Here is a 25439-nt window from a genome sequence, read left to right as displayed (position 1 = left end):
ACCGGAACATCGCGGCTGAAGTCGCTTCCGCGGCAAGCGCGGCTATCGACCCTTGAACTCCGCTTTGCGCTTCTCCAGAAACGCCGACGTGCCTTCGCGCATGTCCTCGGTGGAAAACGCCAGTGCGAAGCCCTGCGTCTCGAATTCCAGGCCCTGGTCGATCGCGGTCTCGCCACCTTGCAGTACGGCGTCGAGGATGCCGGCGGCAGCCAGCGGCGCGGCGCCGGCGAGTTGGTCCGCCAGCGCGTTCACCACCTCGTCCAATGCTTCGGGCGCGACCACGCGGGTGACGATGCCCAGCTCGTACGCACGTTGCGCGGGGATCACAGCGCCGGTCAGGCACAGTTCCAGCGCCGCACCGCGACCGGCCAGGCGCAGCAGGCGCTGGGTGCCGCCGAAACCGGGGATCAGGCCGAGGTTGATTTCCGGCTGGCCGAATTTCGCCTTCTCGCTGGCCACGCGCAGGTGGCAGGCCATCGCCAGTTCCATGCCGCCGCCAAGCGCGAAGCCCTGGATGCGTGCGATCACCGGTTTGCCGAGCCGCTCGATCGACGTCATCAGGCGCTGGCCGGTACGCGAAAAGCCCTGTGCCTGCACCGGCGTATAGCCGTGCATCTCGGCGATGTCGGCGCCGGCAACGAACGCTTTTTCGCCGGCACCGGTCAGCACCACCGCACGCACGGCGTCGTCCTGCGCGGCCTGGGCAAACACGATGGTCAGCTCGTTGAGGGTGTCGCGGTTCAGCGCGTTGAGTTTGTCCGGTCGGTTGACGATGATCGTGCGCACCGCGCCACGATTGTTTATTTCCAGATTGCGATAGGCCACGAGCGACTCCCGATGAATGCACGGCAGCGATGGTAGCAGCGGGAACCTTTGCCGCTGTCGGGGTTCTCAAGCCACGAGCGCAATACCTGAAGAAATTCGGCGCACCGCTCAGGATGATCTGTCAGGATCGACTGTCGAAACAGGAAGAGCCGGTGGAGAAAGGCATGACATATCTGCGTTGCGGGTTGTTCGGCATGTTGTTGCTGGGCGGCGTGGTGCACGCGCAGGGCCGGCTGCCGTCGGGCAGCGCGCTGGTGAAGCCGGACAAGATCAAATTGTCGTACGCGATCGGCTACCAGATCGGCAGCCAGTTCGCGGATGGCAAGCCTGAAGTGGATATCCCCACCTTGCAGCGGGCGATTCAGGACGCCTACGCCAAGCGCCATCCGAGCGTGTCGCAGCAGGAGATGCGCCTGCAGATGCAGCGGCTCGACCAGCAGATGCATGCCCAGGCGCTGACCGAGTTCAAGCACATCGCCGCGGCCAACGCGCGCAAGAGCGCGGCGTTCATGGCGAGCAACCGGCAACGGGCCGGGGTCGTGCAATTGCCTTCGGGTATCCAGTACGCGGTGTTGAGCCGGGGCACCGGCAAGGTGAGTCCGACGGTGAACAGCATGGTCACGGTGAATTACCGCGGCATGCTGATCGACGGCACCGAATTCGACAGCACCTGGGCACACGGGGCGCCGGTCAGCTTCGTCGTCAACAAGGTGCTTCCGGGCTGGCAGGACGTGATCCCGCGGATGCATGTGGGCGACCGCTGGAAAGTGGTGATCCCGCCGCGGCTGGCGTACGGGGAAAACGGCGAACTTCCACGCATTGGTCCGAACGAGGCGTTGATATTCGAGATCGAACTGCTCGACATCAAGCCCGGTACCGACAAGCCCTGAGAGGTTGTGACCATTCCACCTCTCAGGCCGGCCATGGCGAGGGCATGGATGCCCGAGTTGAGGCAACGCAGGAGCGGTTGTCCGATGGCCGGTCGCGGATCGGGCACGCCAGTGCCTGATTTGCATCTTCGCAGGCCCTGAGCCGCGCGGTGGTAACATGCTCCGTCATGCCGAACATCGCCGAACCCGCCGAAAACCTTCCATTGACCCCCTGCACCGGCATCTGCCGGCTGGACGATCGCGGCTATTGCGTCGGTTGCCGGCGCACCGGCGAGGAGATTGGTCGTTGGCGCGCAATGGGCGACGCCGAACGGCTGCACATCATGCGGGTGGTCCTGCCGGGTCGCAAGTCGTCGTGATGGAGGCGTTGATCACCGCGGTGCGCCCGTTGTCGGCGCCGCCTGTGGGGCCGGGCTGGAATCACGCGGAGATGACCGAGCTGCTTGGCAACCGCGCGCGCCAGGCCGCCGCGGTACTGGTGGGTTTTCGCGAAGGCGTCCAACCGCGGCTGGTGCTCACCGTGCGTAACGATCAACTGCACGCCCATGCCGGCCAGGTGGCATTTCCCGGCGGCCGCCGCGATCCCGCCGACAGCGACGCACTGGACACGGCCTTGCGCGAGAGTGAGGAGGAGATCGGGCTTGAGCGCGCCATGGTCACGCCGCTGGGTTACCTGGACTGCTTCGAGACCATCAGCGGCTTCTGCATCACCCCGGTCGTCGCGAAGATCGCGGCCGAGGCGCAGCTTTACCCGGCACCCGGTGAAGTGGCGGAGGTGTTCGAAGTACCGCTGGCATTCCTGCTGGAGCCGGCCAACCTGCGCCGCTATACGATGGAGTTCCGCGGCCACCAGCGGCCGATGGTGGAATTCGTCCACGGCGGTCATCGCATCTGGGGCGCCACCGCCGCAATGCTGTTCAACCTGCTGCAGAGGATGGGACGGACATGAGCCTGAAGACCACCTTGATCGACGCGGCCGAACTGGCTGCCTTGCCGCCGCAGGAAACGTTGATTGTCGATTGCCGTTTCGAACTGGGCGATCCGGACAAGGGCACACGCGACTATCTGGATGGCCATATCCCCGGGGCCGTATACGCCAGCCTTGACCACGATCTGTCTGACCTGTCGCGCGAGGCCGAGGGCCTGGGGCGGCATCCGTTGCCACTGGAGTCGGCGTTCAACGCGTTGCTGTCGCGCTGGGGCTGGCAGCCGGGCATGCAAGTGGTGAGCTATGACGCCGGCAGCGGCGCGCTCGCTGCGGCACGGTTGTGGTGGTTGCTGCGCCTGGTCGGCGTGCGGCAGGTCGCGGTGCTGGATGGCGGTTTCGCGGCCTGGCTGGCGGCGGGCCGGCCGGTTGAAACCGGCGAAGCGCACGTGCGTGCGGCTTCACGGGTTTCTCTGCGCTATGACGCGAGCCAGGTGCTGGTCGAGCATGCGGCGCTGTTGGGTGGGGCGACGGGGCAGTTGCTGGATGCCCGCGCCGCGCCCCGTTACCGCGGTGACGTCGAGCCGCTGGATCGAGTCGGGGGCCATGTGCCCGGTGCACTGAACCGGCCGTTCGCCGAGAACCTCGGCGGCGACGGCCGTTTCAAGCCTGCCGCGCAACTGCGCGACGAGTTCATGGCTGTGCTTGGTGCGACCGAGCCATCGCGGGTCGTGCACATGTGCGGTTCCGGCGTCACCGCCTGCCACAACCTGCTGGCAATGGAACACGCCGGCCTGCATGGTTCGCGATTGTATGCGCCGTCATGGAGCGGCTGGGTCAGCGACCCGGCCCGGCCTGTCGCGAAAGGCGAAGAGTGAGTGAAGAGGAGTGAGAAACGAGAGATGCGTTGCCGCATCGCACTTGTAGGGCGGGCACTGCCCGCCGGCTTCTCATCGCAAGGTTGATGACAGGAAAGAAGTGAGTACGTGGAAAGTGGGAGACGAGCGGAGGCACTCACTCGTTTCCCACTCCTCTCTACTCATTTCTTGTTCTTGAGTCGCGCTACCAATTGCTGCAGCACTTCCTGCGTCTGCGGATGGAAGAACGCATCGGTGAAGTCTTCCAGCGGCAGGGCATCCAGATCGGCATAGGCGGCGGCGAGATCGGCGCGGGCCAGCGTGCGGGTGGCGAGCATCGCGTGTGCGGGCAGGGCGAGCAGTTCGCCCAGCCAGTGCAACGCGCGCGTCGTGACCTGGTCGACGCCGGTGAGTTCGTCGACGAAGCCGCAAGCCAGTGCATCGGCCGCGTCGAGCATGGCGCCGGAGACCAGCAGCCGCTCGGCGCGGTAGGTGCCGACCACGCGGCGCAACGCCAGCTGGATCGCCTCGGGCACGATCAGCCCGACCTGGACCTCGTTGAGGCCGATCCGGTAGGGACCTTCGGCCATCACCCGGTAGTCGCAGAACAGCGCCAGCACCGCGCCGCCGGCCGGGCTGTGGCCGGTGATCGCCGCCACCAGCGGGATCGGCGCGCGGGCAAGGGTGCCGCACAGCGAGAAGAGTTCGCGCCAGTACTCGCGTACGCCAGCGCGGTCGCGTGCGAGCAGCGCCGGTACGTCGACGCCGGCGGAGAACAGGCCCTTGGCGCCGGACAGCACGATGCCGCGCATGCCATCGCGCACGCTGTCGTCGATGGCGGCACGCAGTGCGCGCAGCAGTTCCAGGTTCAGCGCGTTGACCGGTGGTCGGGCAAGCTGGATCTCGCGGATGCCATTGTCGTGGCTGGTGATGTCGAGCATGGGAGACTCCGGTCGGGTTACTGCGGCTGTTCGTCGGCGGTCCAGCTGTAGCGGACGGCATAGTCCAGCACGGCCTTGCCGTTGGCTGGCACGTCGACGCGGAACTCCAGCGTGTCCGGCGTCTGCCGGCTGGGTTTGCTGCTGGACGAGGCCAGCGTCCACTGCCTCCAGCGGCCGGGATGTTCGCGTACGGTTACCGTGCGGACACTGTCGCCGGCGTTGCTGAGGCTGATGCGGAACGCCTCGTCCATGGTGCGACCGGCCTTGTCCACGCTGAAGGCGGTGCGTTCGCGCTCGGCGCGCAGGTCGAAGGCGGTGCCCAGGGTGATCGTGGCATCGCTGCCTTTCGGGGTGTCGTCGATGCGGCCTTCGCCGATGAATTGCGGCGTGCCGTTCCTGTCGGCGGTGAGCACGCGCAGGTAGCCGGCCGGCAGGCTGTCGAACGCCTTCAATTTCAGCGTGCTGACGATCGCGCTGCCACCGCCCTGGTTGAAGTCACGGTTCAAGATCGGCTGCGGTGGCAGGTAGCTGCCGCCGTTCTCGTACAGCGCGGTGCGCGTGCAATCCATCGTGCGACCGGCGTACAGCGGGACCTGGCTGACGCTGCCATCGGGCAGCTCGACGGTGCCGGGCAGGGCGTAGCTGCGGTAGTCGCCGATGCTGTCCTGTTGTGGCATGGCGTCGGCCTTGGCGCTGTAGCCACGCGCCATCGTCATCATCGGACGCGGTGCCGAGGCCTTGGCCATGTTCGGCTCGCCGGCGATCAGGGTGACCTGCGCATCGTGCCAGTCGCGTCCGCTGCGGTTGGCGATGCTGGCGCGCGATTCGAACTGCATGCGGCAGCCCGCGCCCGGTTGCAGCGTCGCCACATAGGCGGCGCGCCAGCCAAGACCGGAAGCAGGGTAGCTGAGCACGGCCCTGGTCGAGCCGGCACGCGCGGCATCGACGCGCAGGCTCAGGCTGGAACCGAGCGGAAAATCCCCCTCGGAACTGCGCACGGCGGAGTAGTTGCGCACGAGCGTGGTGCCCGTGACGCCATGTATCAGCAGCCCATCGCTTGCACGCAACAGGGTGCCGCTGGCCAGCGATTCGCCGTTGCTGCCGAGTACATCCACGCTGCGGCCGACCAGGCCAGTCAGCGCCGCGTTCGCACCCTGCGCCAGCAGCAGGCGCTGCGATATCACTTTGGCGCGACCATCGGGAAAGCCCAGCGCCAGCGCTTCGGCATCCAGCGCGTTCGGCAGGTCGCCGATCACCACGTCGTGCGTGCCGGCGGCGAGGGTCAGCATGCGCTGCTCGCGCACGACGGCATAGCCGTCATCGACGCTGCCGTCGACGGTGCTGGCGTACAGCGCGGCGCTGTCGCTGCGATACAGGGTGAGCGCGGTGGTGTCGGCGGCATGCGCCATCGACGTGCCGGTGAGCGCAGTGAGGCAGGCGAGGGTGAGGGCGGTGCGATGTGCTGTCGTCATGGGGCGCGTTCCATCGTTGGGGGCCGAATCGTCATCTTAGCGACGACGCGTGCATGGCGTGCGTCGATTGCATCACTGCACGTCGACCGCCACAGGGCAATGTCAGTCGCCTTGGTGGCGAGTGGCGGCCACGCGGATCGTCGCGGGTAACGGCATTGCCTTGCCGTTGGCGGGGTTCATCCACACCATCACCACGTGACCGTCGCAGTACAGGCGGCTGGCGTCGTCGGCGTCGACGATGCGGTGGCTGATCGTCATCGAGCTGGTGCCCAGGCGGGTGCAGCGCAGTTCGATGTGCAGCGAGGCCGGCCATTCGATTGGTCGGCGGTACTGCAGCTCGCTGGCGGCCAGTACCGGCATGGCGTCCTCGCTGAACCAGTCGCGCACGTGCTGCAGCCACTGCAGCCGGGCTTCTTCCAGGTAGGTGAGGAAGTTTGAATTGTTGACGTGGTTGAACGCGTCGAGGTCGCGCCAGCGCACGCCGAGCGAGGCGACGAACAGCGGTGCGTCGGCCTCCGGTGAGGCTTCGACAGCCGGGCTGGTTTTGCGCGGGCTCATGGGCGCTTCTTCTTGCTGCCGCGCATCGGCTTGTATTTGTCGGCCGAGGCGATGTGCTTGGTGGCAGCCTTGACGCGCTTGGCGGCGCCGGGCTTCTTCGGCCTGGCCGGCTTCAGGTGCGGTGCGAGGAAGTGGCCGGTGTGCGATTCGGGCGTGGCCGCCACGGTTTCCGGCGTGCCGGAGACCAGGATACGGCCGCCGCCGGCGCCGCCCTCGGGGCCGAGGTCGACGATCCAGTCGGCGGTCTTGATCACGTCGAGGTTGTGCTCGATCACCACCACGGTATTTCCCTGGTCGACCAGCTGGTGCAGTACGTCGAGCAGTTGCTCGATGTCGTGGAAGTGCAATCCGGTGGTGGGCTCGTCGAGGATGTAAAGCGTGCGGCCGGTATCGCGCTTGCTCAGCTCTTTGGACAGCTTCACCCGCTGCGCCTCGCCGCCGGACAGGGTGGTCGCGCTCTGGCCGAGCTTGATGTAGTCGAGGCCGACCGCGCGCAACGTGTCGAGCTTGCGCGCGATGGTCGGCACGTTCTCGAACAGCTTCAGCGCGTCCTCCACCGTCATGTCGAGCACGTCGGCAATCGTGTGGCCCTTGTACAAAACCTCCAGCGTTTCGCGGTTGTAGCGCTTGCCGTGGCAGACGTCGCAGGGCACGTAGACATCGGGCAGGAAGTGCATCTCCACCTTGATCATGCCGTCGCCCTCGCACGCCTCGCAGCGGCCGCCGCGCACGTTGAAGCTGAAGCGGCCCGGCGTGTAGCCGCGCGAACGTGCTTCCGGCACTTGCGAAAACATGTCGCGCAACGGGGTAAACAGGCCGGTGTAGGTGGCCGGATTGGAGCGTGGCGTGCGGCCGATCGGCGACTGGTCGATGTCGACCACCTTGTCGAACAGGTCCATGCCTTGCACCGACTTGTGCGGTGCCGACTGCGTGCCGGCGCCGTTGAGCTCGGCCGCGGCAAGGCGGAACAGGGTGTCGTTGACCAGGGTCGACTTGCCCGAGCCGGAGACGCCGGTGACGCAGGTGAACAGGCCAGCCGGGATGGCCAGGTCGACGTTCTTCAGGTTGTTGCCGCTGGCACCTTTCAGGTGCAGCCAGGAATCGTCATCGATCGGCTGGCGGCGTTCCTTCGGCACCTCGATCGCACGCTCGCCGGAGAGGAACTGGCCGGTGACCGAGCGCGGCGAATCGAGCATGTCCTGCACCGTGCCTTGCGCCACGATCTCGCCGCCGTGCACGCCGGCACCGGGGCCGATGTCGAGCACGTGGTCGGCCATGCGGATCGCGTCCTCGTCGTGCTCGACCACGATCACCGTGTTGCCGAGGTCGCGCAGGCGGGTGAGCGTGCCGAGCAGGCGCTCGTTGTCGCGCTGGTGCAGGCCGATCGACGGCTCGTCCAGCACGTACATCACGCCGACCAGGCCGGCACCGATCTGCGAGGCGAGACGGATGCGCTGCGCTTCGCCGCCGGACAGGGAGTCGGCCTGGCGGTCGAGCGTGAGGTAATTGAGGCCGACGTCGTTGAGGAAGGTCAGCCGCTCACGGATTTCCTTGACGATCTTCACTGCGATCTCGCCGCGCCAGCCGGTGAGCTTGAGGTTCTCGAAAAAAGCCAGTGCGTCGTCGATCGAACGATGGGTCAGCGATGGCAGCGCGTGGTCGGCGACGAACACATTACGCGCCGAGCGATTCAGCCGCTGGCCTTCGCAGGCGGGGCAAGGCTGGTCGCTGATGTACTTGGCCAGCTCCTCGCGCACGGCGGAGGATTCGGTTTCCTTGTAGCGCCGTTCCAGGTTCGGCAGGATGCCTTCGAACGCATGCTCACGGGTGACCTTGCCGCCGCGTTCGGTGATGTAGCGGAACGCGATTTTCTCCTTGCCGCTTCCGTGCAGGATGGCCTTCTGGACGTCCGCGGGAAGTTTCTGCCACGGCGCATCCACGTCGAAGCCGTAGTGGGCCGCCAGCGAAAGGATCAGCTGGAAATAGTGCGCATTGCGTCGGTCCCAGCCGCGCACCGCGCCGCCGGACAACGGCAGCTCGGGATGGCCGACCACACGCGATGCGTCGAACACCTGGGTCACCCCGAGGCCGTCGCAGGACGGGCAGGCGCCGACCGGGGAGTTGAACGAGAACAGCCGTGGTTCCAGCTCCGGCAGCGAATAGTCGCAGACCGGACAGGAATAGCGCGAGGACAGCAGTTGTTCTGGTGCCTTCCCGTCATCCATGTTGACCACGATCACCAGCCCGTCGCCGAGTCGCAGCGCGGTCTCGAACGATTCGGCCAGCCGCTGCTTGATGTCATCGCGCGGGCGGAAACGGTCGATCACCACTTCGATCGTGTGCTTCTGGCGCAGGGTCAGCGGCGGCACGGCGTCGAGATCGAACACCGCGCCGTCGACGCGGGCGCGCACGAAGCCCTGCGCGCGCAGCTGCTCGAACACCTGCACGTGCTCGCCCTTGCGTTCGCGGACCACCGGCGCCAGCAGCATGTAGCGCTGCTCCGGGTCCAGCGCCAGGGTGGCGTCGACCATCTGGCTCACCGTCTGTGCCTCCAGCGGGATGCCGTGGTCGGGACAGCGCGGCGTGCCGACGCGTGCGTACAGCAGGCGCAGGTAGTCGTACACCTCGGTGATCGTGCCGACGGTGGAGCGCGGGTTGTGCGAGGTGGATTTCTGCTCGATCGAGATAGCCGGCGACAGGCCCTCGATGTGGTCGACGTCGGGCTTCTCCATCATCGACAGGAATTGCCGCGCATAGGCCGACAGCGACTCGACGTAGCGTCGCTGGCCTTCGGCGTAGATGGTGTCGAACGCCAGCGAGGATTTGCCGGAACCGGACAGGCCGGTGATCACGATCAATTTGTCGCGTGGCAGGTCGAGGTCGATGTTCTTGAGGTTGTGCGTGCGTGCGCCGCGGATTCGAATGGTGTCCATGGACGCCGGATATGGGGGGGAACCTTTACTATACCAAGGAGTTTCGATAGTTCACCGGACGATCGGTCAGCAGCCGGGCTTTTACTGTCGTCAAGGTCCGGCGCTGGGGGTCGATCGGACAAGTGGTCAGTATTTGACCAGCGCTCAGGCGGGTCGCTATAATCCGTAGTTCGCCAGACCTGAAGGGGTCATGGCGATACCCAAGAGAATAACGACAGAAGGGCATTCCCATGAGTTACGCAGTCATCAAGACCGGTGGCAAGCAGTACCGTGTGCAGCAGGGCGACGTGCTGCGCGTGGAGCTGTTGACCGCCGAAGAAGGCGCCACCGTGAGCTTTGACCAGGTGTTGCTGGTCGGTTCCGGCGAGTCGGTCACCGTTGGTGCGCCGGTCGTCGAGGGCGCCAGCGTCAGCGCCACTGTGCGCAAGCACGGCCGTGCCGACAAGATTCGCATCATCAAGTTCCGCCGCCGCAAGCACTACAAGCGTCAGCAGGGCCATCGGCAGCATTTCACCGAAATCGAGATCACGGGCATCAACGCCTGAGCAACTGGAGCATTGAGTCATGGCACATAAAAAAGGCGTAGGTTCCAGCCGCAACGGTCGCGATTCGAACCCGAAATACCTCGGCGTCAAGATCTACGGCGGCCAGGCCATCGAAGCCGGCAACATCATCGTGCGTCAGCGCGGTACCCAGTTCCATCCGGGCACGGGTGTGGGTCTGGGTCGCGACCACACGTTGTTCGCGCTGGTCGACGGCACCGTCAAGTTCGCCGTCCGCGGCGACAAGAACCGCCGTTTCGTCGACGTCGTCCAGGCGTAAGCCTTCCGCGACGCGACAGCGAAGGCCCCGCTTCGGCGGGGCTTTTCGTTTGTAGCAGGGATTGGGGATTCGTAAAAGCGCGAATCGCCCCACGTCCCGTACCATGTTCACGATTACCCGCTTTTCCAAATCCCCAATCCCGGCTCCCCCATGAAATTCGTCGACGAAGCAAACATCAAAGTCCAGGCCGGTGACGGCGGCAATGGCTGCATCAGCTTCCGCCGCGAGAAGTTCATCCCGTTCGGCGGCCCCGACGGCGGCGACGGCGGTTTCGGCGGCTCGGTCTGGCTGGTGGCCGACGAGGGCCTGAATACCCTGGTCGACTTCCGTCACCAGCGCAGCTTCAAGGCCAAGCGCGGCGAGAACGGCATGGGCAGCCAGATGTACGGCAAGGGCGGCGAGGACACCACGATCCGCGTACCGGTAGGCACCATGATCACCAACGTCGACACCGACGAGGTGATCGGCGACCTCACCGCCCATGGCCAGCGCATGCTGGTGGCGCAGGGCGGCAAGGGTGGTCTGGGCAACATCCACTTCAAGACGTCGGTGAACCGGGCGCCGCGCAAGGCCACGCCGGGCACGCCGGGCGAGGCGCGCGAACTGAAGCTGGAGCTGCGCCTGCTGGCCGACGTCGGCCTGCTCGGTTTCCCGAACGCCGGCAAGTCCACCTTCATCCGCGCCGTGTCCGCGGCGACGCCGCGGGTGGCGGATTACCCGTTCACCACGCTGCACCCGAACCTGGGCGTGGTCAGCCTGGGCACCGACCAGAGCTTCGTGATCGCCGACATTCCCGGTCTGATCGAGGGCGCCTCCGAGGGCGCCGGCCTGGGCATCCAGTTCCTGCGCCACGTGGCGCGCACCAGCCTGCTGCTGCACATCGTAGACATCGCGCCGGTCGACGGCTCCGACGTGGCCGCCCAGGTACGGGCGATCGAGCAGGAGCTGCAGAAGTTCAATCCGGAATTACTGGAGCGTCCGCGCTGGCTGGTGCTGAACAAGGCCGACATGCTGGCCGAAGACGAACGCCAGGCCGTGGCGGAGAAGATCGTCGCCGAGCTGAACTGGACCCAGCCCTGGTTCCTGGTCTCGGCGATCGCCCGCGAGGGCACCATGGCCGTGTGCCAGCAAGTGCAGCGCTTCTTCGAGTCGCAACGCGAGGCCAGCGTGGAGCGCACCGACATGCTGCCGAACGACGTGCGCCTGCGCGGGGAAGATCCGCAAGGCTGAGCCGTCGCCGCGCTCACGACGCAGCGCCCATAAGCGGACGGAGCACTGATCCAGATCATGGGAACGGCGGCCGGCTGCTGCAAGAATGCAGCGCGGCTTGCCGCCATGACCGCTTGCCGCCATGACCGAACGAACCCAGCGACAAGCTGCGCAATGGGGTATGATGAGGTCATTAAATGAGAATGACTATCAGTCAATTTCGCCTGATGCAGGAACCCCCGCCATGAAACGCCTGTTGCCGCTTGTACTAGCCATTTTGCTTCCGCTGCTTGCCAGCGCGGCCGACGCTCCCAGCTATACGCTGACCCTGAAGGATCACCGCTACCAGCCCAACGAGCTGCGTATTCCCGCGAATGTCCGGATCAAGCTGGAGCTGATCAACCAGGATCCCTCGCCGGAGGAGTTCGAGAGCAACGACTTTCCGGCCGAGAAGATCGTGATGCCGAACAGCCGCATCAGCCTGTTCATCGGTCCGTTCAAACCGGGGCGCTACCGCTTCTATGGCGATTTCCACCAGCCCACCGCGCAGGGCATGCTGGTGGTGGAGTAGACCTATGTGGGCCGTGGCCTTGCTGGTGTTTCGGGAAGTGCTGGAAGCGGCGCTGATCGTCAGCGTGGTGGCGGCAGCCACGCGCGGCGTGCTGCGTCGCGGCTGGTTCGTCGGCGGCGGCATCGCGCTGGGAATCTTCGGCGCGGTACTGGTGGCGTTGTCGGCCGACCTGCTGGCTGCGGCATTCAGCGGCGTCGGGCAGGAGCTGTTCAACGCCGGCGTACTGCTGGCAGCAGTGCTGATGATCGGCTGGCACGTGCTGTGGATGTCCAGCCACGGCCGCGAGCTGAGCCGGCAGATGCAGGTGCTGGGCAACGCGGTGCACAGCGGTGCCAGTTCGCTGGGACTGTTGCTGGCGGTGGTGGCGCTGGCGGTGCTGCGCGAGGGCTCGGAGGTGGTGCTGTTCCTGTACGGCATGCGTGCCGGTGGGGCGGAACACCTATGGGCCGGACTGTCGATCGGCGTGGTGGCCGGCGCGGCACTCGGCTTCGCGCTGTATGCGGGCCTGCTGCGTATTCCCTTGCGGCACTTCTTCGGCGCCACCAATGCCATGCTGGTGCTGCTGGCCGCGGGACTGGCTTCGACGGCCGCGCGCTACCTGATCCAGGCCGACCTGCTGCCGGCCTGGGGCCATCAGCTGTGGGACAGTTCGTGGCTGCTCGGCAACGGCTCGCTGCTGGGCCAGACCGCGCACATCCTGGTCGGTTACGACGCGCAGCCGGCCGGCATGCAACTGGTGTTCTACGCAGTCACGCTGGGGGCGTTGGGAGTCGGCGCGCGATGGATCCAGCGCAAGCGGCGACCCGCTCCGATCGTGGCGGTCTCCGATGCGACCAGTTTGTCGTAGAGATCGGACCCGCTCCGTGGCGACGTTACCCCGGCCCGGCCCCGATAGTCGGGAGCGGGCCGGGCAAGCCGTGTCTTTTGCTCAGGGGTGCGGCTGATCTGTCGCGTCATTGCCCTTGGTCTTGGGGCTGTCGGGGTTCTGCTTCGTCTTGACCGGAGCCAGTGGACCGACCACGGCGGTACCTTTCTGTTCCACAAAATTGTGATCGTATGGATTGTTGCTGGCGGTCAGCTGCTGGTATGCGACCGACCCATCGATGTCCGCGCCTCCGGTGAGTTCTCCAGGCGACATGCTGACCGGCTTTGACATAACCCCATTGCTCGTCGCCATGCTCCCGGAAGAACCCACGTGATTGGCTCCCACCGACAACGGTGCGGACACGCTTCCAACGCGCGAGCCGGTCATGGATGAGCGTACCTGCGCCCAGCGGGACTTGGCGCGACGCAGGGCAACCTTGTCGCCATATCGCGGGATCAGTTCCTGCAGGATCACGTTTGCCTGCACCAGCTGTGCCGGGGTCAACTGCGCACGAACCAGCTCCCGCGCGTGGACATAGGTCGGGTCGTTGCGTTCCGCGGCCAGTGTCATCCAGGCCATCGCGCGCGGGAGGTCCACCGGGATGCCCTGCCCGAGGCCGTACATCACGCCAAGATTGTATTCAGCCGGTTTGTAGGCCCACGACGCCGCCACTTGATACATGTTCACGGCGAACGAATACTCGTGCTTCGTAAACGCCTGTGCACCAACGCCAAAGTAATATTGGCCCGGACGGCCATCGCTCTCAGGTGTCCCAGCGACATAGGCCGGAAGGCTGGCTTGCTTGGCTGCTGAATCGTATACCGGTGCATGGTCTGCGGTTTGTGCGGCGAGTGGCATGAAGGAAGCCATCGACAGGCAGAACAGGCACAGCGCGGCGTTTCTTTGCGGGTTCATGGCGGTCCGTCCTTGCGGGGAAATCGCTCATGACATTACACCTCTGCAAATTGGCCATGCAAGAAGCCGGCTGCATGGAAAGCTGCCGGCAGCCTTTGCCGCGATTACATGCGGAATACGCCGTAGCGCTGCGCTTCGATGGGCGCATTGAGCGAGGCGGAGATGGCCAATCCGAGCACGCGGCGCGTGTCGACCGGGTCGATGATGCCGTCGTCCCACAACCGCGCGCTGGCGTAGTAGGGGTGGCCCTGGTGCTCGTACTGCTCGCGGATCGGCGCCTTGAAGGCCTCTTCCTCGTCCGCCGACCACTCGCCGCCGCGCGCCTCGATGCCGTCGCGCTTGACCGTGGCCAGCACGCTCGCGGCCTGCTCGCCACCCATCACGCTGATACGCGCATTCGGCCACATCCACAGGAAACGCGCGCCGTAAGCGCGGCCGCACATCGCGTAGTTGCCGGCACCGAAGCTGCCGCCGATCACCACGGTGAACTTGGGCACGTGCGAGCAGGCGACCGCGGTGACCATCTTTGCTCCATCCTTGGCGATGCCGGCCTGCTCGTACTTCTTGCCGACCATGAAGCCGGTGATGTTCTGCAGGAACACCAGCGGCACGTTGCGCTGGTTGCACAGCTCGATGAAGTGCGCGCCCTTCAGCGCGCTCTCGGCGAACAGGATGCCGTTGTTCGCGACGATGCCCACCGGGTAGCCATGGATGTGCGCGAAGCCGCAGACCAGGGTCTTGCCGTAGCGTGCCTTGAATTCATGGAACTCGGAGCCGTCGACGACGCGCGCGATCACCTCGCGGATGTCGAACGGGCGGCGGGTGTCCTGCGGGATCACGCCGTACAGCTCCTCGGCCGGGTACTTCGGCTCAACCGGTGCGCGCAGTGCCAGCGGCATGTCCTTCTTCCGGTTGAGATGGGCCACGATGTCGCGTGCGATCGACAGCGCGTGCGCGTCGTTCTCGGCGTAGTGGTCGGCCACGCCGGAGATGGCCGTGTGCACGTCCGCGCCGCCCAGCGTCTCGGCATCCACCACCTCGCCGGTGGCCGCCTTCACCAGCGGCGGGCCGCCGAGGAAGATCGTGCCTTGTTCGCGCACGATGATCGTCTCGTCGCTCATCGCCGGCACGTAAGCGCCGCCGGCGGTGCACGAGCCCATCACCACCGCGATCTGCGGGATGTTGAGCGAGGACATCCGCGCCTGGTTGTAGAAGATCCGCCCGAAATGCTCCTTGTCCGGGAACACCTCGTCTTGCAGCGGCAGGAACGCGCCGCCGGAATCGACCAGGTAGACGCAGGGCAGGCGGTTTTCCAACGCCACTTCCTGCGCGCGCAGATGCTTTTTCACGGTGATCGGGAAATAGGTGCCACCTTTGACCGTGGCATCGTTGGCGACCACCACCACCTCGATCCCGTTGACCCGGCCGATGCCGGTGATCAGGCCGGCGGCCGGCGCGGCATCGTCGTACATGCCGTGCGCGGCCAGCGGCGACAGTTCCAGGAACGGCGAGCCCGGGTCGAGCAGGGCGCGGATGCGTTCGCGCGGCAGCAGCTTGCCGCGGGCGACGTGTTTCTCGCGCGCTCTTGCGCCGCCGCCTTCGGCGCTGCGCAGCAGTTCGCGCTGCAGGTCATCCACCAGGGCGCGCAACTGCGTGCTGGCTGCCTGAAATTCCGGGGAACGCAGGTCGATCTGTGAGGCGATCGTGCTCATGGGTACTAACTCATCGGGTCGGGTGTGGCGGACTCACTTGTCCGGTGACACGGCCCGAGGCTGGCGTCCGTGCACAAATGCTGGATGATAACCGGCACCGACTTCTGACCAAAATCCAGAATGCAGGGACGAAAAAAAACGGTCGCACGAGGCGACCGTTTTTTCATTGAACCGGAACCGGATCAATGACCGCTGGAGGCGGCCTTTGCTGCGTCCTTTGCAGCGTCCTTTGCATTGCCGGCAGCGTCTTTCGCAGCGTCGGCAGCCTTGTCGGCCTGATTGGCGGCATTGCTGGCGGCATCCTTGGCCGAATCGCTCATGGCGTTGTTGGCCGAGGAAGCTGCGGTGGCGGCCTGCTGGGCCTGGTCGGCGGCCTGGCCGGCTGCATTGGCAGCGGTCTTGGCCTGGTCGGCAGCTTGCACTGCTTCCGTGGTCGGAGCCTGGGCAGCAGCCTGCTGCGCCGTATCAGCAGCCTGCTGAGCGGTGTCAGCGGACTTCTGGGCGTCCTGCGCGGAATCCTGCGCGCCGTTGCTGCATGCCGCCAACAGCGCGACGAGCGCGGCGGCGAGTAGGGTACGCGTAAACTTCATGGTGGATCTCCTTTGCCGTGGAATGCCGTTTGGCCGTGTATTAATAACGCTTTCGCAGAAGTTGCGCCACATTTTTTATAGCGGTGCTTCAGCGCGCATTACGATCCAGTTTAGCTGGCTGTCACGTGAAGATAACCTGATGGCAGCAAAAGGCGGATTCAGCTCACGCATTCCACTGCAATCGCGGTCGCTTCGCCGCCACCAATGCACAGGGCCGCCACGCCGCGCGTGACTCCCCGCGTTTTCAGCGCATTCAAAAGCGTCACCACCAGACGCGCGCCGCTGGCGCCGATGGGGTGGCCCAGCGCGCAGGCGCCGCCATTGACGTTGAGCTTTTCATGCGGGATGCCCAGCTCCTTCATCGGCGTCATGGCAACCACCGCGAAGGCCTCGTTGATTTCGAACAGGTCGACGTCCTCGACTTTCCAGCCGGCCTTGTCCAGCACTTTCTGGATGGCGCCGACCGGCGCCGTGGTGAACCATTCCGGCTCCTGCGAATGGGTGGCGTGCGCCACGATGCGCGCCAGCGGTTTCAGTCCGCGCTTGTTGGCGTCATCGGCGGAGAGCAGGACCAGTGCGGCAGCGCCATCGGAAATGCTGGACGAGCTGGCTGCGGTGATGGTGCCGTTTTCCTTGCGGAACGCCGGGCGCAGGGTCGGGATCTTGGCGATGTCTGAGCGGCCCGGCTGCTCGTCGGTGTCGACCACCACGTCGCCCTTGCGGCCGCTGACGGTGACCGGCACGATCTCGCCCGCGAACGCGCCGTTTTGCTGCGCCGCCTGCGCCCGCTTGACCGACTCGATCGAGAACGCGTCCTGCGCTTCGCGGGTGAAGTGATACTTGTCGGCGCACAGTTCGCCGAACACGCCCATCGCCTTGCCGTCGTACGGGTTGGTCAGGCCGTCCCAGGCCATGTGGTCGACCAGCTGGCCGTCGCCGTAGCGGATGCCCGTGCGCGCCTGCACCATGTGCGGCGCGTTGGTCATCGACTCCATGCCGCCGGCCACCACCACGGTCGCCGAGCCGGCCTTGATCAGGTCGTTCCCCAGCATGATCGCCTTCATGCCCGAGCCGCACACCTTGTTGATGGTGGTGCAGCCGGTGCCGGCGGGCAGGTCGGCGCCAAGCGAAGCCTGGCGTGCCGGTGCCTGGCCGAGATTGGCGGGCAGCACGCAGCCCATGATCACTTCGCTGACGTCGGCCGGCGCAATGCCCGACTGATCCAGCGCGGCGCGGATGGCGGTGGCGCCGAGTTTCGGCGTGGGTACGCCGGTGAACTGGCCGAGGAAGGAGCCGATGGCCGTGCGCTTGGCGCCGACGATGACTACGCTGACATCCGACATGGGTAACTCCGCTTGAGACTGAAGGGGCGCGAACGCCCGATGGACAACCTGCGAATTATCGCAGCCCGCCATAAATCACGGCAAATCGGGTCTGGCCGCTCCAGATATGCCTTGCGCGTCGTTTCATTGGATTTTTGTTGTGTCAAGATGCGCGCAGGGGAGGGCATCGTGGCATGTTCCGCGCGCTGCGATGCCGGGTTTCGATTGGTCCGGGGATGACACGATGAAAACGTTCGATGCGGGTTTGCGCCGTCGCGAAATGACCTTGTTGACAGCCATGGCGCTTGGCCTGGCTGGATGCGGCGGTGGTGGGTTCAACAACGTCAAAACGCCGCCGGCACCAGTCACCCCGCCCCCACCGCCAACCACCCCGAGCGATCAGCCGCCGTCGGATGCGCAGCTTGTGCTGACGCATGCGGATGTGGCCCACCAGCAAGGCTACACCGGGGCGGGCGTGGTCATCGGCGTGGTCGACAGCGGCATCATGCGTTCGCATCCGACGCTGACCGGCCGCGTGACCCAGGAGCTGATCTATGTTGATTCGAGCAGCAACAACACCGCGATCGATGACGTGGTCGGCCACGGCACCTGGGTATCGGAAATCGCTGCAGGCACGGCGTTCGATCAGTTTCCCGGCGGTATCGCGCCGGGCGCCAGCCTGGTGTCGGCGCGAATCATCAGCGACAAGGAGCCCGTCGATGACGGTTCCGGCCAGGGCAACGCGGTCACCGCCGCCGACGCCGCATTCTTCGCACAAACCCTCAACCCGGCGCTGATCAATGCCGGCGTGCAGGTGATGAACAATTCCTGGGGCGGCATCTACTGGGACACCACCGACGCCTCGATCAACAAGGCCTTCGCCGACGCGTACAAGCCGTACGTGCTGCAGCACGGGGGGCTGGTGGTGTTCGCGGCCGGCAATGATTCCCGCAGCGACCCCAGTGACATCGCCGCACTGCCGAGCCTGTCGCCCGATCTGGAGCCGGGCTGGCTGGTCGCTGTGGCGGTCGACAGCAACCATCCCGCCCAGTTGGCGAGCTACTCCAATGCCTGCGGCAAGGCGATGAACTATTGCCTGGCCGCTCCCGGCGACGTGATCGTCAGCGGCAAGGACGACACCGTCGGCAACGCATCCTATTGGGTGGTCAGCGGCACGTCGTTCGCGGCGCCGGAGGTCTCGGGCGCGGCCGCACTGGTATGGCAGGCCTACCCGTATTTCACCAACGATCTCGTGCGCCAGACGCTGCTCGGCACGGCCGACGATCTCGGTGCGCCCGGGCCGGACAAGGTGTTCGGCTATGGCGAACTGGACGTTGGCAAGGCGGTGAACGGGCCGGCGAAGTTCGACTGGGGCGATGTCACGGTCAACTTCGAAGGCAGCTCGAACTGGAACAATGCGATCTCCGGCGCCGGTGGTCTGATCAAGCAAGGTGGCGGCACCCTAATGTTGAACGAGGATGCCACCTATACCGGCCTGACCCAGGTCGAGGCAGGCTCCCTGACTGCCAAATCGCTGGCATCCAGCGTCGACATTGGGGCGCAAGGTACCCTGACGAATACGCCGGTGATCGGTGGCGACGTCACCAATGCCGGCGTGCTTGGCGTCGTCAACCAGGACGTGTCTGTGGCCGGCAACTACACGCAGCAGGGCAATGGCCGGCTGGCGGTATCGCTGGGTTCGGCGTTGCGCGTCACCGGCACGGCCACTCTCGGTGGTGGCGATCTGTATGTAACGGGTACCAGCCCGGGTTACGTCCTCAATTCGCACACCGATGTGCTCACTGCCAGCGGCGGATTGAGTGGGACCTTTTCGGCGGTGAACACCGCATCCAACGTCATGCTCGTCGCGACGCCCGGTTACGACGCCAACAGCGCCTGGCTCGATGTCAGCCAGGTACAGGTCACGGCGCTGGGTATGAGCTATACCGCATCTTCCTTCGGCGCCGCACGGCGCGTGCAGGGTGCGTTCGATCAGATCAACAGTCAGCTCGGTCCGGCCGCGCCATCCGGCATCACGCCGGCTTCGGCGAATTTCATTGCCGGTGCCGCGAGCCTGCAGCACAGTGCCTCGCTGGACACGGTGCAACATTCGTTGCAGAGCCTTTCCGGCCAGTTGCATGCCGCCAGTACGGCGATGACGTTCGAGGCTATCGACGCTGGCACGCGTGCACTGTCCGCACGCTTTGACAGCCTGCTCGACGCGCCGAAGGCCGGTGGCTGGGTACAGGACCTCGGCTACCACGGTGCCATGTCGCGCAGCGGGTACAGCGGCGTGGGCTACGACCTCAGCGGCATGATGGTCGGTGCCGACCAGCGCATCGGCAGCGCCGGGTTCGCCGGTTACGCGCTCAGTCGCAGCCAGGGCCTGGGCCGCCTTGCCGAGAGCGCCGATCAGGGTCGCAGCCACGCCATGGAAGGAATGCTGTACGGCGGCGTGATCCGCGGTTCGTGGTACACGATGGGTCGCTTCGGGGTCGGCAGCTACCGGGAAAACATGCGTCGGCAACTCCAGCTCGGCGATCGGTACGCCGGCGTCGCCAGCGACAGCAACGGCCGTTACGGCGTGGCGTATGGCGAAAGCGGTTATCGCCTGTCGCTCGGTCGCACGCAGATCACGCCGTACGTCAACCTGCAATATGCGCAGATCCGGCGTGGCGGCTTCAATGAAATGGGCGCGGACGGCTTCGGCCTGAAATCGGACGCACAGACCGTCGCCCGTTGGCAGGGTGGCGCGGGGCTGCGTGCCGCGCGTGGCTGGACGCTGGCCCACGGCGGAAGCCTGAGCCTGCAAACGCACCTGGCGTGGCAGCAATCGTTCGGCCTGCGTGGTGAAGTGTTCGATGCCAGCTTCAGCGGGATCAACCAGTACGCGCCGATCGGCGGCATCGGCCTGTCGCGTTATGGTGGCGTGGCCGGTACCTCGCTGGACTGGAACATGACGTCGCGCGCCAGCCTGCAGCTTGGCTACGACCAGTACTTCGGTCAGCGCCAGCAGGCGAGGATGGCCACGGCGAATTTCAGCTGGTCGTTCTGAGTCGAAATCGCCGTGTTTCCGCAGGAGCGCATTCTGTGCGCGATGCCCCGTGTGAAAGAGCATCGCGCACAGGGTGCGCTCCTGCGGTCAAGCGTCAGGCCTTGCCGTGGAACAGCTCGCGGCCGATCAGCATGCGGCGGATTTCATTCGTGCCGGCGCCGATCTCGTACAGCTTGGCGTCGCGCAGCAGGCGGCCGGCGGGGAACTCGTTGATGTAGCCGTTGCCGCCGAGTGACTGGATCGCCTCCAGCGCCACCTGTACCGCGTTGACCGACGCATTGAGCAAACACGCCGCCGGGTCGATGCGCGACTTCACGCCGTTGTCGAATTGCTGCGCCACCATGTAGGCAAAGCCGCGCGAGCTCTGCAGCGCGGTGTACATGTCCGCGACCTTGGCCTGCATGATCTCGAACGTGCCGATCGGTGCGTTGAACTGCTTGCGCTCGCGCACGTACGGCAGGGTGATGTCGATCGCCGCCTGCATCAGTCCGATCGGGCCGCCGGACAGCACCAGGCGCTCGGTGTCCAGCCCGTTCATCAACACGCGCACGCCTTCGTTGACCTCGCCGACGATGTTCTCGGCCGGGATCTCGCAATTGTCGAACACCAGCTCGCAGGTGTTGGAACCGCGCATGCCGAGCTTGTCCAGCTTCTGCGCCGTGCTGAAACCCTTCATGCCTTTTTCGACGATGAAGGCAGTCATGCAGCGGCTGCCGGCGGTGCGCGGCGCGGTGCGCATGTAGACCAGCAGCACGTCGGCATCCGGTCCGTTGGTGATCCACATCTTGTTGCCGTTGGCCACCCATACGTCGCCGCGCAGCTCGGCCTTGCAGCTCATCGAGCCCACCACGTCGGAACCGGCGCCGGGCTCGCTCATCGCCAGCGCACCGACATGCTCGCCGCTGCACAGCTTGGGCAGGTATTTCTGCCGCTGCGCCTCGTTGCCGTTGTGGTAGATGTTGTTGAGGCACAGGTTGGAGTGCGCGCCGTAGGACAGGCCGACCGATCCGGACGCGCGCGAGATTTCCTCCATCGCGACCATGTGCGCGAGGAAGCCCAGGCCGCTGCCGCCATAGGTCTCCGGCACGGTGACGCCCAGCAGACCCATCTCCCCGAACTTGCGCCACAGATCGGCGGGAAAAAGATTGTCGCGATCGATGCGGTCGGCGCGCGGGGCGATTTCCTTTTCCGCAAAGGCGTGCACGGACTCGCGCAGCAGATCGATGTCTTCGCCGAGAGGGAAGGGGCGCATCGGAGTTCCTTGAAAGACTTGTCGATGAATCATAACGCAGCGCCGCACCCTCCCGGATGCGGCGCGTGCAAGGTGTCGCTGCGATTGGTTCAGGGTTTGATCTTGGCGAACTTGGCCTTCAGGGCGACGCCGGACATCAGGAAACCGCGGTGGCATTCGTAATCGTGGGCGTCGCGGTATTCGGTGTTGTTGTAGTTGCTGACGATGTCGATCACCGCATTGGCACCGACGCGCTTGGCGTCGCCCTGCAGCGAAATCAGGATGCCCTGCAGCACCCAGTCGCAGCTTTCCTGGTCTTTCTTGCCGAAGGCGTTGGTCTTGCGGCTGATGGTGACGTTGTCATTCACCACCTTGGCGCCGGCAGGCCGGTGGCCGTCCAGGAAGAACTTCACGCTGCCGTCGAGCTTTCCGCTTTGTGTCGCGGCGGCCACGGCGCTGTCAAACGGCAGGTGAACCACTTTTTCCGATGCCAGGCTCAGGCCGGGTACGGCGGCGAGCAGCAAGATGGTCAGGCCGAGAGTTTTCGCTTTCATGCAGTTGATCTCCTTTACTGGTGGAATGCGGCCGGAGGGCCACGAAAATCGTGAATGACCTCAATCAGCACAGCCCGCCATTGACCGCCAGCACCTGGCGGGTGATGTAGCCGGCGTCCGCGCCGAGCAGGAACTCCACGGCGGCGGCGACTTCGTCGGGCGTACCGGTGCGCTGGGCGGGGATCATGCCGAGGATCTCTTCGACGGGCACCTCGGGGTCCAGCATGTCGGTATCGATCAGGCCTGGCGCCACGCAGTTGACGGTGATCTTGCGCTTGGCCAGTTCCACCGCCAGCGCCTTGGCCGCGCCGATCACGCCGGCCTTCGATGCGCTGTAGTTGACTTGCCCACGGTTGCCGATGATCCCCGACACCGAGGTGATGCAGACGATGCGGCCGGCAGCGCGGCGACGGATCATCGGCATGATCAGCGGGTGCAACACGTTGTAGAAGCCGTCCAGGTTGGTGCGCAGCACGCTGTCCCAGTCGTCGCCGGTCAGTGCGGGAAAGGCGCCGTCGCGGGTGAGGCCGGCGTTGCAGACCACGCCGTAGTACGCCGCGTGGTCGGTGACGTCGGCGGTCAGCGCCTCGGCGCAGGCGGCGCGGTCGGCGATGTCGAATTGCAGGATGCGCGCCTCACGTCCCAGCGCCTGCACCTGCATGCGTACGGCCTCGGCCTCGTCGCGACGGGAGCGGCAATGCAGCACCAGGTCGTAGCCGCCGCGGGCCAGCCGCAGGGCGATGGCGCGGCCGATGCCGCGGCTGGAACCGGTGACGAGGATGGTTTCAGTCATGCGTCTTGACCCTGTACGGTGGAAGCGAGAAAGGCATCGGGATCGGGCGGGCTGAACACGGTCAGGCGTGCTTCGGCATGTGCCCCCGGTGCGTCGATGCGGCAGGCGAACATTGCCATGCCCTCGTCGTCGTGAAAACAGCGCACGGCCTCGATGACGAGTTCGCTGCCGGCGGCGAACGCATCGACGTCGCACTGATAGCGGCGCGTGCCGAGCAGGAAGCCCAGCCGCACCGGGCGCTGCTCGCGCTTCGCCTGCCAGCCGGACCAGGCGGCCACGCATTGCGCCATCAGCTCGACGCCGCACCACGCGGGCAGGTTGCCGTCGGCATCCTCGAACAGGCCGCCGGGACGTACCGTGCGGCGGCAGGCGACGCGTTCTCCCTCGGCCTCGATCACCGCGTCCAGCAGGATCATCCCGCCAGTGTGCGGCAGCAGTGATTCGATCGGCCAGGTCACGCTGCGCCCTCCGTCGTCGCGACGTGGCCCAGGATCAGGCTGGCGTTGTTGCCGCCGAACGCGAACGAGTTGCTCATCAGCCGGTGCGGACGGTTGGCCGGCAGGCGGTCGCCGATTCGGGTGAAGGACAGCGGCGCCAGCTCGGGATCGGCCACGCCATCCCAGACGTGCGGCGGCAACCGGTGTGCACCGACATCATCGGTCAGGCTCAGCCAGCAGAACGCCGCTTCCAGCGCACCGGCTGCGGCCAACGTGTGGCCGGTCAGCGATTTGCTGGACGAGCAGGGCACGCCTTGCGGAAAAACGGCAGCGACCGCACGGCTTTCCATGCGGTCGTTGTGCTCGGTGGCGGTGCCGTGCAGGTTGAGATAAGCGATCTCGCCGACATCCAGTCCGGCATCGGCCAGCGCCGCGCGCATCGCCTGCTGTGCGCCGGCGCCGGCGGGGTCCGGCGACGACATATGATACGCGTCCGAACTGGCACCGCCGCCGAGCAGGGCGACCGGGCCGGCTTCGCGAGTCATCAGGAACAGCGCGGCGGCTTCGCCGATGTTGATGCCGCGGCGGTTGCGCGAGAACGGTTCGCAGCGCGCGGCATCGAGTGCTTCGAGCGAGAGGAAGCCATTGATCGGCAGCCGTGCCAGCGTGTCGACGCCGCCGCACAGCACGGCGTCGCACAGGTCCATCTGCAGCAGTCGCCGCGCGCTGATCAGCGCACGGGCGCCCGAGGTGCAGGCGGTGGAAATGCCGTAGCAAGGGCCGGACAGGTCCAGCCATTCGGCGAGGAATTCGGCAGGCGCGCCCAGCTCCTGGTCCGAGTAGCGGTAATCCGCGGGCCAGGCGCCGTCCTGGCGCAGGCGCCCGATGCCGCCGGTGGCCCGCTCGACGCCGGTGGTGCTGGTGCCGAGCACCACGCCGATGCGCGTGCTGCCAAAGCGCGCGATGGCGGCGCGGATATCGCCTTCGATTTCCAGCGCGGCGGCCAGCAGCAGGCGGTTCGCGCGGTTGTCGCGGGTGGACGCCAATGCTTCCGGCACGGCCGGCAGCGGCGTGCGCACCGCGCCCAGCGGCAGTGCGCGCGCGGGTACCCAGCCGCACTCGTCGCGCAGGCCGCCGTCGTCACCGGCAAACAGCGACTCGGCCACGACCGGTTTGCCCGCGCCGAGGGTGCAGATCACGCCGAGCGCGTTGAGGTACGCCATCATGCGATGCCGGGCTTGCGCGCGGCGACGTTGACCAGGGTTTCCTCGCGCTGGCCCGGCGGCGGCGGCTTGCGCACGCCCCAGCGTTCGAGCAGGCCGAAATCGCGCGCGCGACTCCACCAAAGGTAGGGCAGCGACACATGACGATCTTCAAAGCGGAAGCCCTGCCGGCGCAGCATGTCCAGGTAGCCATCGGCGCTTTTCTGCACGTGCATCGGATGGCGGAAGAACCAGCGGATGACCCAGCTGTCGATGTAGGCCTTGGTGGATTCGGCGAACAGCAGGTAACCGCCCGGTTTCAGTACGCGCCAGAACTCGGCCAGCGCGCGCTCCTGTTCGACCAGGTGATGGAAGGTCTGGTGGCAGAACACGATGTCGACGCTGGCGTCGGGCAGGTGGATGCTGGCGCAGTCGCCGGCGATCAGTTCGGCCGCGATGCGCTCTTTCTCCGCCTCGCTGCGCGACAGCTCCAGGCTGCGCGGATCGGCATCCAGCCCGATCAGTCGCTGCGGCTGGAACGCCTCCTGCAGCAACCGGAACGACCGGCCCTGGCCGCAACCGACATCCAGCAGCGTGCCGCCTTGCGGCAGCGGTTGGCCGACCAGGCGCTTCAGGTCGTTGATGGCGACACGCAGCACGTGGTGCTGCCACACGAAGCTGCTCAGGAAACGAAACCCGATGCGGGTTTCCTCGACGTAAGTGGGGCTGGCGTAGTTCACGGCGTGATCGTCATGGGTTG

General features: G+C 66.0%; 23 protein-coding genes and 1 pseudogene. 9 read left to right on the top strand and 15 right to left on the bottom strand.

Features of this window, described 5'->3' with window-relative positions:
- Positions 1-42: 42 nt before the first annotated feature.
- Complete coding sequence (locus CIW53_RS05265; RefSeq protein ID WP_149363649.1) at positions 43-825, bottom strand: enoyl-CoA hydratase-related protein; 783 nt, start codon at positions 823-825, stop codon at positions 43-45.
- A 164-nt stretch (positions 826-989) separates the two neighbouring features.
- On the opposite strand from CIW53_RS05265, the gene CIW53_RS05260 reads away from it, so the two are divergent.
- The 3 genes and pseudogenes from CIW53_RS05260 (at position 990) to CIW53_RS05245 (ending at position 3518) form a co-directional block, all read left to right on the top strand.
- Positions 990-1715, top strand: a complete 726-nt coding sequence (locus tag CIW53_RS05260; protein WP_149363648.1) for an FKBP-type peptidyl-prolyl cis-trans isomerase — start codon at positions 990-992, stop codon at positions 1713-1715.
- Between the two features lie 167 nt (positions 1716-1882).
- Positions 1883-2664, top strand: a pseudogene (locus CIW53_RS05250) (DUF1289 domain-containing protein).
- Complete coding sequence (locus tag CIW53_RS05245; protein ID WP_149363645.1) at positions 2661-3518, top strand: sulfurtransferase; 858 nt, start codon at positions 2661-2663, stop codon at positions 3516-3518. Before CIW53_RS05250 ends, CIW53_RS05245 begins: the two are co-directional and overlap by 4 nt.
- A gap of 161 nt (positions 3519-3679) precedes the next feature.
- Here CIW53_RS05245 and CIW53_RS05240 read toward each other — a convergent pair whose 3' ends face one another.
- The 4 genes from CIW53_RS05240 to uvrA form a co-directional block, all read right to left on the bottom strand.
- A complete protein-coding gene (locus CIW53_RS05240) occupies positions 3680-4438 on the bottom strand; it encodes an enoyl-CoA hydratase/isomerase family protein (protein ID WP_149363644.1) in 759 nt (252 codons plus the stop codon).
- A 17-nt stretch (positions 4439-4455) separates the two neighbouring features.
- The gene (locus CIW53_RS05235) at positions 4456-5910 is read right to left on the bottom strand and encodes a DUF4139 domain-containing protein (protein WP_149363643.1); all 1455 of its coding nucleotides are present in this window, start codon (positions 5908-5910) and stop codon (positions 4456-4458) included.
- A gap of 102 nt (positions 5911-6012) precedes the next feature.
- Positions 6013-6468 (bottom strand): thioesterase family protein, encoded by a 456-nt coding sequence (locus CIW53_RS05230; RefSeq protein WP_149363642.1) that lies wholly within the window; start codon positions 6466-6468, stop codon positions 6013-6015.
- Entirely contained in the window at positions 6465-9401 is a 2937-nt protein-coding gene (uvrA, locus tag CIW53_RS05225; RefSeq protein ID WP_149363641.1) for an excinuclease ABC subunit UvrA, read from the bottom strand. Before uvrA ends, CIW53_RS05230 begins: the two co-directional genes overlap by 4 nt.
- A gap of 230 nt (positions 9402-9631) precedes the next feature.
- Between uvrA and rplU the strand changes: the two genes are divergently transcribed.
- From rplU to CIW53_RS05200, 5 genes are all read left to right on the top strand, one after another.
- On the top strand, positions 9632-9946 hold the full coding sequence (rplU, locus tag CIW53_RS05220) for a 50S ribosomal protein L21 (protein WP_149363640.1): 315 nt from the start codon (positions 9632-9634) through the stop codon (positions 9944-9946).
- A gap of 19 nt (positions 9947-9965) precedes the next feature.
- Positions 9966-10223, top strand: a complete 258-nt coding sequence (rpmA, locus tag CIW53_RS05215) for a 50S ribosomal protein L27 (protein WP_149363639.1) — start codon at positions 9966-9968, stop codon at positions 10221-10223.
- 150 nt (positions 10224-10373) lie between these two features.
- The gene (gene cgtA / locus CIW53_RS05210; RefSeq protein ID WP_149363638.1) at positions 10374-11453 is read left to right on the top strand and encodes an Obg family GTPase CgtA; all 1080 of its coding nucleotides are present in this window, start codon (positions 10374-10376) and stop codon (positions 11451-11453) included.
- Between the two features lie 223 nt (positions 11454-11676).
- On the top strand, positions 11677-12003 hold the full coding sequence (locus tag CIW53_RS05205) for a cupredoxin domain-containing protein (RefSeq protein ID WP_149363637.1): 327 nt from the start codon (positions 11677-11679) through the stop codon (positions 12001-12003).
- Positions 12004-12007: 4 nt separating this feature from the next.
- A complete protein-coding gene (locus tag CIW53_RS05200; RefSeq protein ID WP_149363636.1) occupies positions 12008-12850 on the top strand; it encodes an FTR1 family protein in 843 nt (280 codons plus the stop codon).
- Between the two features lie 81 nt (positions 12851-12931).
- Here CIW53_RS05200 and CIW53_RS05195 read toward each other — a convergent pair whose 3' ends face one another.
- From CIW53_RS05195 to CIW53_RS05180, 4 genes are all read right to left on the bottom strand, one after another.
- Complete coding sequence (locus tag CIW53_RS05195; RefSeq protein ID WP_149363635.1) at positions 12932-13783, bottom strand: SEL1-like repeat protein; 852 nt, start codon at positions 13781-13783, stop codon at positions 12932-12934.
- Between the two features lie 104 nt (positions 13784-13887).
- Positions 13888-15495 carry a carboxyl transferase domain-containing protein gene (locus CIW53_RS05190; RefSeq protein ID WP_149363634.1) on the bottom strand — a complete coding sequence of 536 codons (1608 nt, stop codon included), beginning with the start codon at positions 15493-15495 and terminating at the stop codon, positions 13888-13890.
- 182 nt (positions 15496-15677) lie between these two features.
- Positions 15678-16085, bottom strand: a complete 408-nt coding sequence (locus CIW53_RS05185; RefSeq protein ID WP_149364159.1) for a hypothetical protein — start codon at positions 16083-16085, stop codon at positions 15678-15680.
- A gap of 158 nt (positions 16086-16243) precedes the next feature.
- Positions 16244-17428 carry an acetyl-CoA C-acyltransferase gene (locus tag CIW53_RS05180; RefSeq protein ID WP_149363633.1) on the bottom strand — a complete coding sequence of 395 codons (1185 nt, stop codon included), beginning with the start codon at positions 17426-17428 and terminating at the stop codon, positions 16244-16246.
- 223 nt (positions 17429-17651) lie between these two features.
- Here CIW53_RS05180 and CIW53_RS05175 point away from each other — a divergent pair, with 223 nt between their 5' ends.
- Positions 17652-20462, top strand: a complete 2811-nt coding sequence (locus tag CIW53_RS05175) for an autotransporter serine protease (RefSeq protein WP_149363632.1) — start codon at positions 17652-17654, stop codon at positions 20460-20462.
- 94 nt (positions 20463-20556) lie between these two features.
- Here the strand turns inward: CIW53_RS05175 and CIW53_RS05170 are convergent, their stop codons facing one another.
- From CIW53_RS05170 to CIW53_RS05145, 6 genes are all read right to left on the bottom strand, one after another.
- On the bottom strand, positions 20557-21714 hold the full coding sequence (locus CIW53_RS05170; RefSeq protein ID WP_149363631.1) for an isovaleryl-CoA dehydrogenase: 1158 nt from the start codon (positions 21712-21714) through the stop codon (positions 20557-20559).
- 89 nt (positions 21715-21803) lie between these two features.
- Positions 21804-22247, bottom strand: coding sequence for an excinuclease (locus CIW53_RS05165; RefSeq protein WP_149363630.1), 444 nt, complete (start codon positions 22245-22247; stop codon positions 21804-21806).
- 64 nt (positions 22248-22311) lie between these two features.
- On the bottom strand, positions 22312-23040 hold the full coding sequence (gene fabG / locus CIW53_RS05160) for a 3-oxoacyl-ACP reductase FabG (protein ID WP_149363629.1): 729 nt from the start codon (positions 23038-23040) through the stop codon (positions 22312-22314).
- A complete protein-coding gene (locus CIW53_RS05155; RefSeq protein WP_242451780.1) occupies positions 23037-23498 on the bottom strand; it encodes a hotdog family protein in 462 nt (153 codons plus the stop codon). The genes fabG and CIW53_RS05155 overlap by 4 nt, the downstream gene beginning before the upstream one ends.
- The gene (locus CIW53_RS05150) at positions 23495-24700 is read right to left on the bottom strand and encodes a beta-ketoacyl-ACP synthase (protein ID WP_242451779.1); all 1206 of its coding nucleotides are present in this window, start codon (positions 24698-24700) and stop codon (positions 23495-23497) included. The genes CIW53_RS05155 and CIW53_RS05150 overlap by 4 nt, the downstream gene beginning before the upstream one ends.
- Positions 24700-25419 carry a class I SAM-dependent methyltransferase gene (locus CIW53_RS05145; protein WP_149363627.1) on the bottom strand — a complete coding sequence of 240 codons (720 nt, stop codon included), beginning with the start codon at positions 25417-25419 and terminating at the stop codon, positions 24700-24702. Before CIW53_RS05145 ends, CIW53_RS05150 begins: the two co-directional genes overlap by 1 nt.
- Positions 25420-25439 lie beyond the last annotated feature (20 nt).

Origin of the sequence: Rhodanobacter sp. T12-5 (assembly GCF_008329435.1) — a bacterium.
Lineage (GTDB): Bacteria > Pseudomonadota > Gammaproteobacteria > Xanthomonadales > Rhodanobacteraceae > Rhodanobacter.
Note: the sequence above shows the minus strand (reverse complement) of the source record. Positions and strands in the feature narration are given on the sequence as shown.